Origin of the sequence: Arthrobacter sp. 2MCAF15 (genome assembly GCF_052115605.1) — a bacterium.
Lineage (GTDB): Bacteria > Actinomycetota > Actinomycetes > Actinomycetales > Micrococcaceae > Arthrobacter.
Window position 1 is genome coordinate 107,738 of record NZ_JBFRGZ010000008.1, and the last position, 17,165, is coordinate 124,902.

The following is a 17,165-nucleotide window of genomic DNA, read 5'->3' on the forward strand; positions in this document are numbered from 1 at the left end:
ATGACTGAGAACAACGAACTGATCCGCCTCTCCGCCGCCGCGCTCGCCGAGAAGCTGGCCGCCCGCGAGATCACCGCCGTCGAGGTCACCCAGGCGTACCTGGACCGCATCGCCGCCGTCGACGGCAAGGTCCACGCCTTCCTGCACGTCAACACGGATGAGGCGCTCGCCGTCGCCGCCGAAGTGGACGCGATCCGCGCCGCGGGCGGTGCCGCCGCCGACGAGCTCCACGTCCTCGCGGGCGTGCCGATCGCCGTCAAGGACCTCATTGTCACCATCGGCCAGCCCACCACGGCCGGCTCGAAGATCCTCGAAGGCTGGAACAGCCCCTACGACGCCACCGTCGTCGAGCGCCTGCGCGCGGCCAAGATGCCGATCCTGGGCAAGACCAACTTGGACGAGTTCGCGATGGGCTCCTCCACCGAGCACTCCGCCTATGGCCCCACCCATAACCCGTGGGACCTGGAGCGCATCCCCGGCGGTTCCGGTGGCGGCTCCGCTGCCGCCGTCGCGGCCTTCGAAGCCCCGCTGGCCCTGGGCACGGACACCGGCGGGTCCATCCGCCAGCCCGGCGCCGTCACCGGCACGGTCGGCGTCAAGCCCACCTACGGCGGGGTCTCCCGCTACGGCGCGATCGCCATGGCCTCCTCGCTGGACCAGATCGGCCCGGTCTCACGAACCGTGCTGGACTCGGCCCTGCTGCACCAGGTGATCGGCGGGCACGATCCGCGCGACTCCACCTCGCTCCCGGACCCGCTGGAGGATCTCGTCGCCGCGGCCCGGACCGGCAACGTCGAGGGCATGAAGATCGGCATCATCAAGGAGCTCCACGGCGAGGGCTACCAGGCCGGCGTCGAGAACCGCTTCAACGAATCCCTCGAGCTGCTCAAGGGCGCGGGCGCCGAGATCGTCGAGGTCTCCTGCCCCAACTTCAAGTACGCCCTGGGCGCCTACTACCTGATCATGCCCTCGGAGGCCTCCTCCAACCTGGCCAAGTTCGACGGCGTCCGGTACGGCCTGCGGGTCCTGCCCGAAGAGGGGCCGCTGACGATCGAACGTGTCATGGGCGCCACCCGTGCGGCCGGCTTCGGTGATGAGGTCAAGCGCCGCATCATCCTGGGCACGTACGCCCTGAGCGCCGGCTACTACGACGCCTACTACGGCTCGGCCCAGAAGGTGCGCACCCTGATCCAGCGCGACTTCGAGGCCGCGTTCGCCAAGGCCGACGTGCTGATCTCCCCGACGGCCCCCACCACGGCCTTCAAGCTCGGCGAGAAGCTCAACGACCCGCTGGCGATGTACCTCAACGACGTCGCGACCATCCCCGCCAACATGGCAGGCGTGCCGGGGCTCTCGCTGCCCGGCGGCCTGGCCGATGAGGACGGACTGCCGGTCGGCATCCAACTGCTGGCCCCGGCCCGCCAGGACGCCCGGCTGTACCGCGTCGGCGCGGTCCTGGAATCCCTGCTCGAGGCGCAGTGGGGCGGCCCGCTGCTGGACAAGGCACCGTCACTGACAGCAACTTCCCTTAATGATGCCGTCGCGAGCCACGGAGGTTCACACTAATGACTGACGCAACCCTCAGCTTTGAAGAGGCGATGGAGAAGTACGATCCCGTCCTGGGCTTCGAGGTCCACGTGGAGCTCAACACCAAGACCAAGATGTTCTCCTCCGCGCCGAACGTCTTCGGCGACGAGCCGAACACCAACGTCAACGAGGTGGACCTGGGCATGCCCGGCGTTCTCCCTGTGGTGAACAAGACCGCGATCGAGTCCTCGATCAAGATCGGCCTGGCGCTGAACTGCAAGATCGCCGAGAAGTGCCGCTTCGCCCGGAAGAACTACTTCTACCCGGACACCCCGAAGAACTTCCAGACCTCCCAGTACGACGAGCCCATCGCGTACGACGGCTACCTGGACGTCGAGCTCTCCGACGGCACCGTGTTCCGCGTCGAGATTGAACGCGCGCACATGGAGGAGGACGCCGGCAAGCTGACCCACATGGGCGGGGCCACCGGCCGCATCCAGGGCGCGGACTACTCCCTGGTGGACTACAACCGCTCCGGCGTGCCGCTGGTCGAGATCGTCACCAAGCCGATCGAGGGCGCCGGCAGCCGTGCCCCCGAGCTGGCCAAGGCCTACGTCGCCGCCGTCCGCGAGATCGTCAAGAACCTCGGCGTCTCGGACGCGAAGATGGAACGCGGCAACGTCCGCTGCGACGCCAACGTCTCGCTGCGCCCGCACGGCCGCGAACGCTTCGGCATCCGCTCGGAGACCAAGAACGTCAACTCGCTGCGCGCCGTCGAACACGTCGTCCGCTACGAGATCCAGCGGCACGCCGCCGTCCTGGACTCCGGCGAGCCGGTCACCCAGGAAACCCGGCACTGGCACGAGGACACCCGCACCACGACGTCGGGCCGGGCCAAGTCCGATGCCGACGACTACCGCTACTTCCCGGAACCGGACCTGGTCCCGATCACCGCGTCCCGCGAATGGGTCGAGGAACTGCGCGCCACCCTGCCCGAGCCGCCGGCGGCCCGCCGTAAGCGCCTGCAGGCCGACTGGGGCTACTCGGACCTGGAATTCCGTGACGTCGTCAACGCCGGCGTCATGGACGAGATCGAGGAAACCATCGCCGCCGGCGCCACCGCCACCGTGGCCCGCAAATGGTGGATGGGTGAGATCGTCGGCCGTGCCAAGAACGCCGACGTCGACCCCGGCCAGCTCGGCGTCGCACCGGCCACCATCGTGGAACTGAACAAGATGGTCGAGGACGGCAAGATCAACAACAAGATGGCCTCCGAGGTCCTGGACGGCGTGCTCGCCGGCGAGGGCACCCCGGCGGAAATCGTCGAGCAGCGCGGCCTCGCCGTGGTCTCCGACGACGGCCCCCTCCTGGAAGCCATCGACGCGGTCCTGGCCGCGCAGCCCGGCGTCGCGGACAAGATCCGCGCCGGCAAGGTCCAGGCGATCGGCGCGATCGTCGGCGGCGTCATGAAGGCAACCCGCGGGCAGGCGGACGCCGGCCGGGTCAAGGAACTGATCCTGCAGCGCCTCGGCGTCGAAGGCTAGGTCCTAGCCACCCACTAAATCGGTCATGATGGTCTGCAATGCTTCGCAGACCATCATGACCGATGTGCGTTTAAGGTTCTCCGGCCTGGCCAGGAGGTCAATCCGGCGCCGGGTGCTGATGCCCTCCAGCGGCCGCAGCACGATGTCCGGATTCAGCACGGGCCGCGCGGTGTGCCGCGGCAGCAGGCCGATCACGCCGCCGGCCGCCACGAGCGCCGCCACGGTCGAATAGTCGTTGATGCGGTGCACAATGTTCAGCTCGCGGCTGGAGACGGCCGCGACGGCGGAGAGCACGTCCGCGGGGGAGTAGCCTGCCCGGCTGGTCACCCACGGTTCGCCCACGACGTCGTCCGCCGTCACCGCCCGCTGTCCGGCCAGCCGGTGCCCCGCGGGCAGGGCCACATCCAGCGGCTCGTGCGCCAGCGGGATCACCGCGACGCGTTCCTCGGGCCAGCGCGGGCTGTGGTCCATCCGGTGCGCCAGCACCAGGTCATAGCGCGCCGTCAGCGCCGGGAAATCCTGCTGGGCCACGTCCTCGTCCGAGAGCAGGATCCGCGGCTGGCCGGGGCCATCCAGGAACCGCGCCAGCGGCGCGAAGAGCGCCTGCCCAGCGCTGTGGAAACCGCTGAGTGTCACCGGAGCGACCGGCGAGCCGTGGTACGCGCCGATCGCCATCTTCGCATCCGCCATGGCGCTCACGACGGCGGCCCCGGCGTCCGCCAGGACCTGCCCCGCCTCCGTCAGCACCAGGTTCCGGCCCTCCTTGCGGGTCAGGGGCACCTCAACGGTCTTCTGCAGCGCGGCCAGTTGCTGGGACACGGCCGACGGGGTCACGAGGAGGGTTTCGGCGACGGCCTTGACGCTGCCCAGGGCCCCGAGTTCGCGCAGCATTTCCAGCTGGTGGATTTCCATGCCAGCCATTCTATGCAACAGCCATTGCTAATTCGTCGATTGAGAAAAAGTCGGTTGTGCTAATGCTTTTGGATGGGTCTAATGGGGTGAGTTGTCCCACACGACCGCATCCTTTCCGATGCGTTCCACACAGTTAGGCAGGCCCATGAAGGCTCTCTACAAGGCCGGCGCCCACGCAGGCTTCGAACTCGTCGACCGTCCCGAGCCGGAGACCGGCCCCGGCGGCGTCAAGATCCGCGTCATGACCACCGGCATCTGCGGCACGGACCTGCACATCCAGGCCTGGGACGCCTGGGCGCAGGGCATCATCAACGCCCCCCTGATCGCCGGCCACGAGTTCTACGGCGAGGTCGTGGAAATCGGCGAGGACGTCCTGGACGTCAAGGTGGGCGACCGCGTCTCCGGCGAAGGCCACATCGTCTGCGGGATCTGCCGCAACTGCCGCGCCGGCCGCAGGCAGATGTGCATCAACACCGTCAGCGTCGGCGTCCAGCGCGACGGCGCCTTCGCCGAGTACGTCGTCATCCCCGAGACCAACGTCTGGGTCCACCAGGACCCGTCCGTCACCCCGGAACTGGGCGCCATCTTCGACCCCTTCGGCAACGCCGTCCACACCGCCCTGAGCTTTCCGCTGGTCGGCGAGGACGTCCTGATCACCGGCGCCGGCCCCATCGGCCTGATGGCGATCGCCGTCGCCCGCCACGCCGGCGCCCGCAAGATCGCCATCACCGATGTCTCCGCCCCCCGCCTCGAACTGGCCCGGCAGCTCGGAGTCGACCTCGCGATCGACGTCTCGAAGATGCGGGTTAAGGACGCCCAGCGGGAACTGGGCATGCGCGAAGGCTTCGACATCGGCATGGAAATGTCGGGACACCCCACCGCGCTGCCTGAGATGATCGACAACATGAACCACGGCGGCCGGATCGCGATGCTGGGACTGCCCAGCCAGTCCATCGACATCAACTGGGGCAAGGTGGTCACGCACATGCTGACCATGAAGGGCATCTACGGCCGCGAAATGTTCGAGACCTGGTACGCGATGAGCGCCATGCTCTCCTCCAACCCGGCCCTGCACGCGAACATCTCGGCCGTCGTCACGGACACGCTGCCGGCCACCGACTGGGAAAAGGGCTTCGAAGTGGCCCGCGCCGGCATCGGCGGCAAGGTGGTCCTCGACTGGACCGTCTTCTAGGCCAGCCACTTTTCAGAACCCCTTCCCGACCCGCACGCATTTTGCCCCCGCATCCAACCAGCTGAGGAGCCAACCCATGTATTCAGCCATCAAGGACCAGCTGCAGCACGAACTCGATGAGATCCGCAGCGCCGGCCTGTTCAAGACCGAGCGGCACATCGACTCGCCGCAGGCCAACCGCATCAAGGCCGGGCAGATCGGCGAGTCCGGTGCCGACGTGCTGAACTTCTGCGCCAACAACTACCTGGGCCTCGCGGACCACCCGGAGATCATTTCCGCCGCCAAGACCGCGATGGACGAGCGCGGCTTCGGCATGGCCAGCGTCCGCTTCATCTGCGGCACCCAGGACCTGCACCTGGCACTCGAGCAGCGCGTCTCGAAGTTCCTCGGCAACGAGGACACCATCTTGTTCTCCAGCTGCTTCGACGCCAACGGAGGTGTCTTCGAGTCGCTCTTCGGCCCGGAAGACGCCGTCATCTCCGACGCTCTGAACCACGCCTCCATCATTGACGGGATCCGGCTCTGCAAGGCCCAGCGCTTCCGCTACGCCAACCAGGACATGGCCGACCTCGAGGCGAAGCTGATTGCGGCAACCACCCAGGAGAACCCGGCCCGCCGCAAGATCATCGTCACCGACGGCGTCTTCTCGATGGACGGCTTCCTGGCCCCGCTCGAAGCGATCTGCGACCTCGCCGAGAAGTACGACGCCCTGGTCATGGTGGATGATTCCCACGCGGTTGGCTTCATGGGCGCCACCGGTGCCGGCACGCCGGAGCACGCCGGAGTCTCGGACCGCGTGGACATCTACACCGGCACCTTCGGCAAGGCCCTCGGCGGCGCCTCCGGCGGGTACGTCTCCGGCCGTAGCGAAGTCATCGCCATGCTTCGCCAGAAGGCCCGCCCGTACCTGTTCTCCAACTCGCTGGCCCCGGCGATCGTCGCGGCCACGCTCAAGGCCCTGGACCTCGTGGAGAACTCCGGCGAACTGCGCGGCAAGCTCTTCGCCAACGCGGAGCTCTTCCGGAACCGTATGAGCGAGGAAGGCTTCGACCTGCTTCCCGGCGAGCACGCGATTGTCCCGGTCATGTTCGGCGACGCCGTCATGGCGGCCAAGGTGGCCGACGCCATGCTCCACCACGGCGTCTTCGTCACGGCATTCAGCTACCCGGTGGTCCCCAAGGGCGCCGCCCGGATCCGCGTCCAGCTCTCGGCCGCGCACAGCGCCGACGACGTCGAAGCCTGCGTCCAGGCATTCGTGCGCAGCCGCGCGGCGGTGGCAGCAGCCTAGGCGGATCCCAGCGGCCGGACCCCAGTTCAGTCACAGGGGTCCGGCCGGTTCGTCCTCGCCTGTTCATCCCGGCTTCCTCCACTGCTTGCCCGCGGGAGATGCCCAGCCCCGGCGGCCATGACTGGACATGCCCGTTCATCGGGCTTCATCCGCTGCTTGCCCGCGGGACATGCCCAGCCCCGGCGGCCATGACTGGACATGCTCGTTCATCGGGCTTCATCCGCTGCTTGCCCGCGGGACATGCCCAGCCCTGGCGGCCATGAGTGGACATAATGCCACTATGTCCACTGGCCGCGACCAACGGCGGGCATGTCCCTAGCCGGCGGACGGCAGCGATGGATATGTCCCAGTCGTGCGCGCCAGGGGAGGGCATGTCCAATGGTGCGGGCGTTCGTGCGCGGCCGCGCGACGATCGCCGCAGACGGAGTGGCCTGATCCCAGCAGCCGGACCCAGTTACACGGACCCGGCCTAACCTCTCGGGACTTCTCCAAGTGCGCGGCGGCCTTCCCTGCTCAGCAGTGACTATGGTCGGGGCGGGAGTAGCTGTAGGGTTTTCGGCACCCGCGAACTCCAGTTGGGAACGCGGGCCGTGAATCGAAATTGGGGGAATAGAAGTTGCTGTTGCTGGCTGGTGCCGAGAGCGTGAATCCGATCGTCCCTTCTGTGTGGGAGGTCTTGGTCATTGTTGCCGGCATGATCTGTGCCGCAACTTTCATTGGTGCGCTGATCAGCATCGCGCGGAGCACCAATCACACGCCGTCCGGCCGGGCGCTCTGGCTATTGGTTGTGTTCGCGCTGCCAGTTTTCGGACTAATGCTCTGGTTCCTCGTGGGACGAACGAATTCGCAGGCGGGACGGTCGGGATCCTCCTGAGCCTGCGGGTGGTGGGCGGCCCATGGGAACGTCTTCTCCGGCAGCCTAACGCGGGCGCAGCCACTACAGTTTCACCATGATGTTTCAGACGGACAGACTCATTGCCCGCCAGTTTGAAAAGACAGATCTAGATGACTTCGCAGCACTTTGCGCGGACGTCGCGGTCATGCGATTTGTCGGCGATGGTTCAACGCTGGAGCGGGCAGAAGTCGCCCTCTGGATAGATGTCTGTCAGGAAAAATACGCGCAACGTGGATATGGCACGTCAGCCATTTTCGAACGGTCCTCGAAAGCCTTTGTCGGCTACTGCGGCGTGGTGAGGGCGCCGGATCGGGACTTCGATGAACTCACCTACGTCTTTCACCGGAAGTTCTGGGGCGAAGGCTACGCAACCGAAATCGGGCGGGAAATGCTCGCCCACGTCTTCAAAATCTCCCCTCTCCGGTCAATCTCCGCAACTATTGACCCAGGCAACGGGCCGTCCAAGAAGGTCGCGGCCAAACTCGGAATGGTGGAGATGCCATCTGCCGACAACACCGTGAGCCACTGGACTCTTCAGCGCCCTGGAACCTGACAACAGCCACGGCAGTGACGGCGGAACCTGCCTCATGCCCGATGGACCCCGGGGGCCTGCACACGCTCGTGTCCTGCAAACGGCCGCCGCGCGGGAATTTTCTTTTCGAAATCAGGTCCACAAATTCGCCTCAATTCTCCCATGTGACTTGAAATTGCCCGGGATTTTTTCGGGGGTCAGACCTGCCCCCTGAGGCCGTACCAGACCGGGATCGGAGTCGGGCAGAAAGGACTCTGTTACGGGCATTCTTACGGCTCTGACCTCGTGTTTCTTCTCACGGCAGGCATCCTTGCGGGCCCGGCGGCGGCGCCAATAGCGTGGATCAGGACCCGCCCAACGAGCCAAGGACTGAAATGCCCGCACCCGCCGTCACGGATCCACGCCCAGCCGCTGCCACGGGCAGCCGGATTCCCCTCCGAACAGCCCTGACTTCCGGGCTCCGCTGGGATTTACCGGCGTCCCTTGTGGTGTTCCTCGTAGCGGTTCCGCTGTCACTGGGCATCGCGGCGGCGTCCGGCGCGCCGGTCATGGCCGGGCTGATCGCGGCGGCCGTCGGCGGGATCGTGGCCGGCACCCTCGGCGGTTCGCCCCTGCAGGTCAGCGGCCCCGCCGCAGGCCTGACCGTCATCGTGGCGGGCCTGATCGACCAGTTCGGCTGGCCCGCCACCTGCGCCATCACGGCAGCTGCGGGTGTCCTGCAGGCTCTGCTCGGCTTCGCGAAGGTCGGCCGGGTGGCCCTGGCCATCGCCCCGGTGGTCGTGCACGCCATGCTGGCCGGAATCGGCATCATCATCGTGCTGCAGCAGACCCACGTGCTGCTCGGCGCCGAGGCCGGCGAATCAGCCTGGCAGAACGTCAAGGCCCTTCCGGCGAGTGTCGCCTCGCTGGACCCCCAGGCCGCGGTCCTGGGCGCCGCCGTGATCCTGCTGCTGCTGGGCTGGAAGTTCATGCCGGCGTCCTTGCGGCGCATCCCGGCACCCTTGGTGGCGGTGGTCGCCGCGACGGCGCTGTCGCTGCCCTTGGCGTCCGACGTCGACCGCATCACTTTCGACGGGTCCTTGCTGGACGCGCTGTCCTTGCCTCAGCTGCCGGGCGGACACTGGAGCGCCGTCGTCGTCGGCGTCGTGACGATCGCCCTGGTGGCGAGTGTCGAGTCGCTGCTCTCCGCGGTGGCCGTGGACCGGATGCACCATGGCGACCGAACTAATTTCAACCGTGAGCTCGTCGGCCAGGGCGCGGCCAACGTCACGTCCGGCATGCTGGGCGGCCTTCCCGTCACCGGGGTGATCGTGCGCAGCGCCACCAACCTCGAAGCCGGGGCGCGGACCCGCAAGTCCGCCATTCTTCACGGCGTCTGGGTCCTGGTCTTCTCGCTTCTGCTGGCAAGTGTCATCGAGCTGGTTCCGGTGGCTGTCCTGGCGGGCCTGCTGATCATCATCGGGGTGCGGCTGGTGAAGGTGGAGGACTTCACCACGGCCCGCGTCACCGGAGACATGGCCATCTACGCCGTCACGCTGCTGACCGTGGTGTTCGCGAACCTCCTGGCAGGGGTGGTCACCGGGCTCGCCCTTGCCATGGCGTCCGTCCTGTGGCGGGTTGTCCGCGCCGGGATCCACGCCGAACCGCTCGGCGCGCGGGACGAACAGCGCTGGCGGGTGGTCATTGACGGCTCCTGCAGCTTCCTGTCCCTGCCCCGCCTCAGCCACGTGCTCGCGTCCGTGCCGTCGGGATCGCACGTGACCGTCGAGCTGGAGGTGGACTTCCTCGACCACCCGGTCCATGACACCCTGGACGCCTGGCGCCGGCGCCACGTCAGCAACGGCGGCACCGTGGAGATCGAGGAAAGCGGCACGGCCACGCTTCGCCAGGCCCAGGACCGCCCGCCGGCGCGCGGCAGTTCACGCTCGGCGCTCCGTGGCGGATTCGCCCCCTGGCGCAGCTGGCAGCGGCACGGGCGGAGTGGCCATGCAAGCACGACGCCCGAGACGCCCGACGTGCCCGGCCCGCTGAGCCCGGTGCTGGCCGGCGTGGACAGCTACCACCGCCGGCACGCGCACCTGCTCCGTCCCCACGTGCAGGAACTCTCCGCCGGGCAGGACCCGGACACGCTGTTCCTTACCTGCGCCGACTCCCGGCTGGTGCCGAACCTGATCACCAGCAGCGGGCCCGGAGACCTCTTTACCGTCCGCAACGTGGGCAACGTTGTAGGTAACGCCGCGGGCAGCGAGGGCCTTGATCCCTCGGTGGCGGCCGCCCTCGAATTCGCGCTCAAGGAGCTCTCCGTCAAGTCCGTGGTCATCTGCGGGCACTCCGGTTGCGGGGCGATGTCCGCCCTGATGGCCGAGGCGGAGACGACGCCGTCGACGACGCCGGAGCACGCGCCGTCGTCGACGCCGGAGCACCCGGCCGGGCACCCGTGTGAAGCTGAGGCCGGGGCCGGCCGCACCCCGGTCGACGTCTGGCTGGATCATGCCCGGCCGAGCATGGCCGCGTTCCGTGCGGGCCACCCGGTGCAGGCCGACGCGGCCTACGCCGGTTACGGGGAGGCGGACCAGCTGGCCATGGTCAACGTCGCCATCCAGCTGGAGCAGCTGGGGCGGCACCACAGCCTGCAGCAGGCCTTGCGGTCAGGCGAGCTGCACCTGACAGGCCTGTTCTATGACATCGCCACGGCACAGGTGCTGCAGGTGACCCCTGCCGGCATCAGCCACCTGGACCCGCTGCCCCGGACCACCGACGGCGCGGGCCGCACCAGCGGCGGAATCGGCGTGGCCTGACGGGGACCATCTGACCTGACACGGGACCATCTGCAAGGATGGACCTATGTCAGCTCATTACGATGTCGTAATTGTCGGCGGCGGTATCGCCGGACTGTCCCTTGCCTCCGCCCTCGCCGGGCAATGCAGCGTGGCCCTGATCGAAGCCGAGCAGACCCTGGCCTACCACACCTCGGCCCGCTCGGCCCGGCAACTGATTCCCAGCTACGGCCCGCCCGTGGTCCAGGAACTCACCGCCCGGACGCTGGACGTCATCGCCGCCCAGGACGCTGACCGCCCGGAACCGGTGCTCTCGCCGCGCAGCTTCATGCTGATCGGGGACGACGCCACCGTCCAGGCGGAGGCCAGCGGCCACATGCGCCGGATCACCCACGCCGAAGCACTGGAGCTGTGCCCGGCGCTTGTCCCGGACTCCTTCAGCGCCGCCGGCCTGGACACAGGATCTTTCGCCTGCAACGCCCCCGTACTGCTCGAGGACCACCGGCGCCGTGCCGAGGCCGGCGGCGTGGACATCATCACCGGCGCAAGGGTCCATTCGGCCCAGCGCCTCGGCACCGGCTGGGAACTGGGCGCCGGGCAGGAAGGCTTCCAGTCCGCCGTCGTGGTCAATGCCGCCGGGGCCTGGGCGGATGAGCTTGCCGTCCTCAGCGGCGTCGAAAAAGTCCAGCTGCAGCCGTACCGGCGCACCGCGGCGATCGTCGACGTCGAGCATCCCCTCCCGGAGTCCAGCCCCTTTGTGGCGGCGGCCGATGACAGCTTCTACTTCCGGCCCGAACACGGCCAGATCCTGATCTCGCCCGCGGAGCACGTGCCCAGCGGCCCCGAGGACGCCCGGCCATACCCCGGCGACATCGAACGGCTCGTCACCCGGCTCAACGCCATCACCACGCTCGGGATCAGGGGCGTCCGCCAGGCCTGGACGGGGCTGCGGACGGAGGCGGCCGACGGCGTTCCCGTGGTGGGGTTCGACGCCGAGGCCACCGGATTCTTTTGGCTCGCCGGGCAGGGCGGATACGGTTTCCAAACCTCCTCCGGCATCGCCGAACTGGCCGCCGGGCTGATCCTCTCCGGAAAAGGCGCCGGCCAGGGACCCGCCGCCACGGTCCCGCCCACCGAGGCCAGTCCGGCATCCCGGACAGCGGAAGCGCTGGCCGCGACCCGCTGGTCCATCCGGCGCTGAAGAATGGACCCATGAGCACCCTCATCACCAATATCGCCGAACTGATGACCCAGGACGCGGAACACCGCGTCCTCCGCGACGCGGCGGTGGTGATCGAGGGCGAGCGGATTTCCTGGCTCGGCCCCGCATCCGAGGCGCCGGCGGCCGACGAGGCCGTGGACGCCGGCGGCCGGGCGCTCCTGCCCGGCTGGGTTGACTCCCACACCCACCTGATCTTCGCGGGGGACCGCACCGCCGAGTTCGAGGCCCGGATGGCGGGGGAGAGCTACAGCGCGGGCGGGATCGCCGTCACCACCGGCGCCACCCGGAGCACGAGCGACTACGACCTCACCCGCCTTGCCATGGGCCGCGTCGCGGAGGCCGTCGCCCAGGGCACCACCTACCTGGAGACCAAAACCGGCTACGGCCTGGACCTCGAGAACGAGGCCCGCAGTGCCCGCATCGCCTCCACCGTCGCGGACGAGGTGACCTACCTTGGGGCGCATCTGGTGCCCGCCGGGGCGGACGCGGAGGAATACACCGAGCTGGTCTGCGGGCCGATGCTCGCCGCGGTCCGGCCCTACGTCCGCTGGGCCGACGTCTTTTGCGAGCAGGGCGCCTTCAACGAGGAGCAGTCCCGCCGGGTGCTCCTGGCCTGCAAGGCTGCCGGGCTGGGGCTGCGGGTCCATGGCAACCAGCTCGGCGAGGGCCCCGGCGTCCGGCTGGCGGTGGAAGTCGGCGCCGCGAGCGTGGACCACGTGAATTACCTGTCGGCCGCGGACATCGAAGCCCTCGCCGCCAGCTGGTCCGGGTGGGACGCCGACGGCGGCTCCGGCTCCGGCAAGGGCACCGGCGGCTCCGGCACCCGCGGCACCGTGGCCACGTGCCTGCCGGCCTGCGACTTGTCCACCCGGCAGCCCCTGGCCCCCGGCCGGGAACTGCTCGACGCCGGCGTGCAGATCGCTTTGGCGTCCAACTGCAATCCCGGCACGTCCTACACGAGCTCCATGGCGTTCTGCGTAACCACCGCCGTGCTGCAGATGCGGCTCAGCGTCCATGAGGCGGTCCGCGCCGCGACGTATGGCGGCGCGCTGGCCCTCGGCCGGGAGTCCGGCAACGACGTCGACGGCGAACGTGCGGTGGGCTCGATCGCCGTCGGGCACCGCGCGGACCTGCACCTGCTCAACGCGCCGTCAGCGACGCACCTTGCTTACCGGCCCGGCATCCCGCTGACCCACGCGGTGTGGCGGGCCGGCGTTCCGCAGAAGCTCCGGTAGCGCCGGCGGTCCGCCAGGGCCGGCTAGAACATCATGGGCGGAGCGTCGAGGACTGTTTCGTCCACGCGCCGCAACTCCCACTGCGTGAAGGGCTTGTCGAGCTCGTACTTCCCGCGGGCAGTGCGCAGCAGGGTGCGGACCTCGGCGTTCTCCGGGTTGTTCAAGGACTCGAAATATTCCACGGACCAGTGGAACCAGCGCATGCAGAACAGCCGCATGGTCAGCCCGTGGGTCACAAACAGGGCGTTCGGGGCGTAGTTGGGCTTGGACCAGTGCCGGTGCAGGGTTTCCATGAAAGAGGAAATCCTGTCGTACACATCGGAACCGGACTCGCCCTCGCGGAAACGGTAGAAGAAGTGCCCGTAGGCGTTACGGAGTTCCTTCTGGTCCTCAATGTCGCCGGCGATCTGAAAGTTGGCCCAGTCCTGTTCCCGCAGCCGCGGTTCCTCGATCACCCGCTCCACGAGCGGGCCAAGATTGAGCGCCTCGAGGGTCTGGTAGGCGCGCAGATACGGCGAGACGTAGACGCACACCGGCCGCCCGTCCAGCTGGCGCTTGACCTCCTCGCCGGCCGCGGTCGCCTGCTCCAGGCCAAGCGGCGTCAACGGAATCCGGTAATCCGGAACACGGTTGTAGATCGAGGTATCGGCATTGGCGGCAGACTGGCCGTGCCGGATCATGATGATTTTCCGGGGCGCACTCATAATCCCCAAGCATAGGGCTCCCAAAATGCCGGCGGTGCCCGCGCGGCCTGCACCACGCGGGCACCAGCAAACTATCGGCAACTGCAGGCAAGATAGAAACATGTTGGTTCCCTCCCGCCGTCGGCTGCGGTTCGAAGTGTTGATTGTCCTGGGGTTGTCGCTGGGGCAGTCCGCGGTCTACTCCCTGGTGCAGCTGCTGGACAAGATGACCACGGCGCCGCTGGCCCAGGGGACGTCCACGCTGAACCGTTCGCAGAGCACGCGCGAATACTTCGACCTCACCTACCAGGTGCTGGACATCTTCTTCGCCCTGGTTCCGGTGGCCCTGGTGATCTACTTCCTCACCGAACACTGGCCGGCCGGTGTGCGCGGAACCTCGGCGTTCCGAAGGATCGGCTTCGACTTCGCCCGGCCCGGCAAGGACCTCCTGCAGGGCCTGGGGCTCGCCGCGCTCATCGGCATTCCGTCCCTCGGGCTCTACGCCGCCGGCCGGGCGCTGGGGATCACGACGTCGATCATCCCCAGCGCCCTGGACGCGTACTGGTGGACCGTGCCGGTGCTGGTCCTGTCCGCGATCCGGCACGCGGTGGTCGAGGAAGTCATTGTGGTGGCGTATCTGCTGGACCGGCTCGGGAAACTGGGCTGGAGCGTGCCGGCGGCAGTCATCGCCAGTGCCCTGCTCCGCGGCAGCTACCACCTGTACCAGGGGTTCGGGCCGTTCATCGGCAACGCAATAATGGGCGTCATCTTCGCGTTGTTCTACATCCGGACCAAACGGGTGATGCCGCTCGTGATCGCGCACGCCATCCTGGACACCGTTGCGTTCGTGGGGTTCAGCCTGTTCGGCAAGGCCGTGGGCCTGGGCTGAGGGGTTGTTCTGGACGACGGGCGTTAAATAATCTCGGCCGCCATCTCCTGGGTGACATCGTTGGCACCTAGGGGATGGCGGCCGAAGCGTGGGGCGGGTGGAGCGTTAGATCGTGACCGCTCCGGAGGCGGTCTCGAAGGTGACCGAGAGGATGCCGGGCGTGCCGTGCGGTGCGATCCAGTTCACTGCGACGTCTTCCAGCGGCTTTTCAACCGGCTCGCCCAGCCATTCCGTCACGCGCGCTGCCGAACCGGCAATGGTCAGCGCGGACATCTTGACCTCGCTCGCGTAGGCGTTGGACGGGTGCAGTCCCGGGTCGCCCTCCCACTTGAGCATGTAGGGCACCTGGGGGTCGGCGATGAGCCCCAGGATGCCGATCTGCTTCCAGACCAGTTCACGGCCGTCCGGAAACTTCCGGTTGCCGTTCACGGCCGCGCGGCCGAGCCGCTCCTCGAACGGGGCGAGATCGTCAACTTCGACGCACCACCCCATCCAGCCGCCGCCCGCTTCGGAGCGTGCCCGGACAGCCTGGCCAAAGGGGGCCTTGTCCGACGCCGGGTGGTTCAGGACCTCCACGACTTCCAGGTACTTGTGTCCCGCGAGCGGGATAATCATGTTGCGTGTCCCGAAACGGGGGTGCACTCCACCCTTCACGGCTTCGACGCCGAGGGCAGACGCAATACGTTCAGTGGTGGCTGCCAAGCCATCGTGTTCACAGGCGTAAGAGACGTGATCCATGCGCATGCCCTCATCTTGGCACTTTGTGATGGACCTCTCAGCTTAGGCTCACCTTACCGTCGTGGGATGTCCAGTGCTACCTGCCGTTGCATCCCGAGAGGCATCCTGGACCGGCGCCTTCATCTTCGTCACAAAGCTATCCAGCGCTCCGCCGCCATTCCTACACTGAAGCAAGGTCATGAGTGCCAGCGCAAAGCCCCGGTTTGCTGGCCGGCAACCCTCGTCTCGCGGTGGGGTGCCCCGGGTGAGGACCCGGCCGTCCGGCGCCCGCCGGAAGGCAAGCGCGGCGTCTGCGCCGGTACGAGCCGAAAGGCCCTGGCCGGTGCTGTGCCCAGTACCCTCAGGAGCGTCAATGTCCACTGCCTGGTCCTTTGAAACCCGCCAGATCCACGCCGGCCAGGAGGCCGACTCCGCCACCGGCGCGCGGTCCCTGCCGATCTACCAGACGACGTCGTTCGTGTTCCCTAGCGCCGAAAGCGCCGCGAACCGCTTTGCACTCGCCGAACTCGCGCCCATCTACACCCGGATCGGCAACCCCACCCAGGATGCCGTCGAACAGCGCGTGGCCAGCCTTGAGGGCGGCCTCGCGGCCCTGCTGCTCAGCTCCGGGCAGGCCGCCGAGACGTTTGCGATCCTCAACATCGCCGAGGCCGGGGACCACGTGGTGGCCAGCCCCAGCCTCTACGGCGGAACCTACAACCTGCTCGCCCACACGCTGAAGAAGTTCGGCATCTCCGTGACCTTTGTGGAGGACCCGGACAACCTGGACCACTGGCGGGACGCCGTCCAGCCCAACACCAAGCTGTTCTTTGGCGAAGTGGTCTCCAACCCGCGCCAGGACGTGCTGGACATCGAAGGCGTGTCCGGGGTGGCCCACGAGGCCGGCGTGCCCCTGATCGTCGACAACACACTCTCCACCCCGTACCTCATCCGTCCGATCGAGTGGGGCGCGGACATAGTGGTCCACTCCGCCACCAAGTACCTGGGCGGCCACGGCGCCGCGATCGCCGGGGTGATCGTGGATTCCGGCAAGTTCGACTTCGGCAAGGACCCCGCCCGGTTCCCGGGCTTCAACACGCCGGACCCCACCTACAACGGCCTGGTCTACGCCCGGGACCTCGGTGCGGACGGCGCACTGGGCGCCAACCTCTCCTACATCCTCAAGGCCCGCGTGCAGCTCCTGCGCGACCTCGGCTCTGCCGTGTCCCCGTTCAACGCTTTCCTCATTGCCCAGGGCATCGAAACGCTGAGCCTGCGCGTCGAACGGCACGTGGCCAACGCCACCAAGGTGGCGCAGTGGCTGGAGGCAAGGGACGACGTCGAATCGGTCGCCTACGCGGGGCTGCCGTCCAGCCCCTGGTATGAGCGTGGCCGCAAGTACGGGCCCAAGGGGACCGGCGCCGTCGTCGCCTTCAACCTCGCCGGGGGAGCGGATGCCGGCAAGCGGTTCGTCGATGCCCTCGAGCTGCACTCCCATGTCGCGAACATCGGCGATGTCCGCTCCCTGGTGATCCACCCGGCGTCCACCACGCACAGCCAGCTCTCGCCCGAGCAGCAGGAGATCGCCGGGGTCAATCCCGGGCTGGTGCGGCTCTCGGTGGGCCTGGAACACATCGATGACATCCTCGCGGACCTCGACGCCGGATTCCGCGCCGCCAAGGGCGCCTGACCGGGCGCTTTGGTAGCCGCCGGCCCCGAGTTCGCCGGAACCCGTCGCAGTCGCCGTAACCT

The 17,165-nt window shown here is 68.0% G+C and carries 14 protein-coding genes and 1 riboswitch; of the genes, 11 read left to right on the plus strand and 3 right to left on the minus strand.

What is annotated here, in order from left to right:
- The gene (gene gatA, locus AB4089_RS10995; protein ID WP_441409321.1) at window positions 1-1,566 is read left to right on the plus strand and encodes an Asp-tRNA(Asn)/Glu-tRNA(Gln) amidotransferase subunit GatA; all 1,566 of its coding nucleotides are present in this window, start codon (window positions 1-3) and stop codon (window positions 1,564-1,566) included.
- Window positions 1,566-3,071: an Asp-tRNA(Asn)/Glu-tRNA(Gln) amidotransferase subunit GatB gene (gene gatB, locus AB4089_RS11000; RefSeq protein WP_441409322.1), complete on the plus strand. Its 1,506-nt coding sequence runs from the start codon at window positions 1,566-1,568 to the stop codon at window positions 3,069-3,071. The genes gatA and gatB overlap by 1 nt, the downstream gene beginning before the upstream one ends.
- A gap of 3 nt (window positions 3,072-3,074) precedes the next feature.
- Here gatB and AB4089_RS11005 read toward each other — a convergent pair whose 3' ends face one another.
- On the minus strand, window positions 3,075-3,983 hold the full coding sequence (locus AB4089_RS11005; protein ID WP_026537693.1) for a LysR family transcriptional regulator: 909 nt from the start codon (window positions 3,981-3,983) through the stop codon (window positions 3,075-3,077).
- A 145-nt stretch (window positions 3,984-4,128) separates the two neighbouring features.
- On the opposite strand from AB4089_RS11005, the gene tdh reads away from it, so the two are divergent.
- From tdh to AB4089_RS11040, 7 genes are all read left to right on the plus strand, one after another.
- Complete coding sequence (gene tdh, locus AB4089_RS11010) at window positions 4,129-5,175, plus strand: L-threonine 3-dehydrogenase (RefSeq protein ID WP_441409323.1); 1,047 nt, start codon at window positions 4,129-4,131, stop codon at window positions 5,173-5,175.
- Window positions 5,176-5,251: 76 nt separating this feature from the next.
- Entirely contained in the window at window positions 5,252-6,463 is a 1,212-nt protein-coding gene (locus tag AB4089_RS11015; RefSeq protein WP_441409324.1) for a glycine C-acetyltransferase, read from the plus strand.
- Between the two features lie 694 nt (window positions 6,464-7,157).
- Window positions 7,158-7,337: a PLD nuclease N-terminal domain-containing protein gene (locus AB4089_RS11020; protein WP_441409500.1), complete on the plus strand. Its 180-nt coding sequence runs from the start codon at window positions 7,158-7,160 to the stop codon at window positions 7,335-7,337.
- 76 nt (window positions 7,338-7,413) lie between these two features.
- Window positions 7,414-7,911, plus strand: a complete 498-nt coding sequence (locus tag AB4089_RS11025; protein WP_441409325.1) for a GNAT family N-acetyltransferase — start codon at window positions 7,414-7,416, stop codon at window positions 7,909-7,911.
- Window positions 7,912-8,264: 353 nt separating this feature from the next.
- Window positions 8,265-10,688 carry a SulP family inorganic anion transporter gene (locus AB4089_RS11030; protein WP_441409326.1) on the plus strand — a complete coding sequence of 808 codons (2,424 nt, stop codon included), beginning with the start codon at window positions 8,265-8,267 and terminating at the stop codon, window positions 10,686-10,688.
- 46 nt (window positions 10,689-10,734) lie between these two features.
- Window positions 10,735-11,868 (plus strand): NAD(P)/FAD-dependent oxidoreductase, encoded by a 1,134-nt coding sequence (locus tag AB4089_RS11035; protein WP_441409327.1) that lies wholly within the window; start codon window positions 10,735-10,737, stop codon window positions 11,866-11,868.
- A gap of 11 nt (window positions 11,869-11,879) precedes the next feature.
- Entirely contained in the window at window positions 11,880-13,124 is a 1,245-nt protein-coding gene (locus AB4089_RS11040) for an imidazolonepropionase (RefSeq protein ID WP_441409328.1), read from the plus strand.
- A 23-nt stretch (window positions 13,125-13,147) separates the two neighbouring features.
- Here the strand turns inward: AB4089_RS11040 and AB4089_RS11045 are convergent, their stop codons facing one another.
- Complete coding sequence (locus tag AB4089_RS11045) at window positions 13,148-13,828, minus strand: histidine phosphatase family protein (RefSeq protein ID WP_441409329.1); 681 nt, start codon at window positions 13,826-13,828, stop codon at window positions 13,148-13,150.
- A 100-nt stretch (window positions 13,829-13,928) separates the two neighbouring features.
- Here AB4089_RS11045 and AB4089_RS11050 point away from each other — a divergent pair, with 100 nt between their 5' ends.
- Window positions 13,929-14,696 carry a CPBP family intramembrane glutamic endopeptidase gene (locus AB4089_RS11050; protein ID WP_441409330.1) on the plus strand — a complete coding sequence of 256 codons (768 nt, stop codon included), beginning with the start codon at window positions 13,929-13,931 and terminating at the stop codon, window positions 14,694-14,696.
- A gap of 105 nt (window positions 14,697-14,801) precedes the next feature.
- Here the strand turns inward: AB4089_RS11050 and AB4089_RS11055 are convergent, their stop codons facing one another.
- Window positions 14,802-15,440 carry a VOC family protein gene (locus AB4089_RS11055; RefSeq protein WP_390204337.1) on the minus strand — a complete coding sequence of 213 codons (639 nt, stop codon included), beginning with the start codon at window positions 15,438-15,440 and terminating at the stop codon, window positions 14,802-14,804.
- 168 nt (window positions 15,441-15,608) lie between these two features.
- Window positions 15,609-15,724, plus strand: a riboswitch (SAM riboswitch).
- Window positions 15,725-15,786: 62 nt separating this feature from the next.
- On the opposite strand from AB4089_RS11055, the gene AB4089_RS11060 reads away from it, so the two are divergent.
- Entirely contained in the window at window positions 15,787-17,103 is a 1,317-nt protein-coding gene (locus tag AB4089_RS11060; protein WP_441409331.1) for a bifunctional o-acetylhomoserine/o-acetylserine sulfhydrylase, read from the plus strand.
- Window positions 17,104-17,165 lie beyond the last annotated feature (62 nt).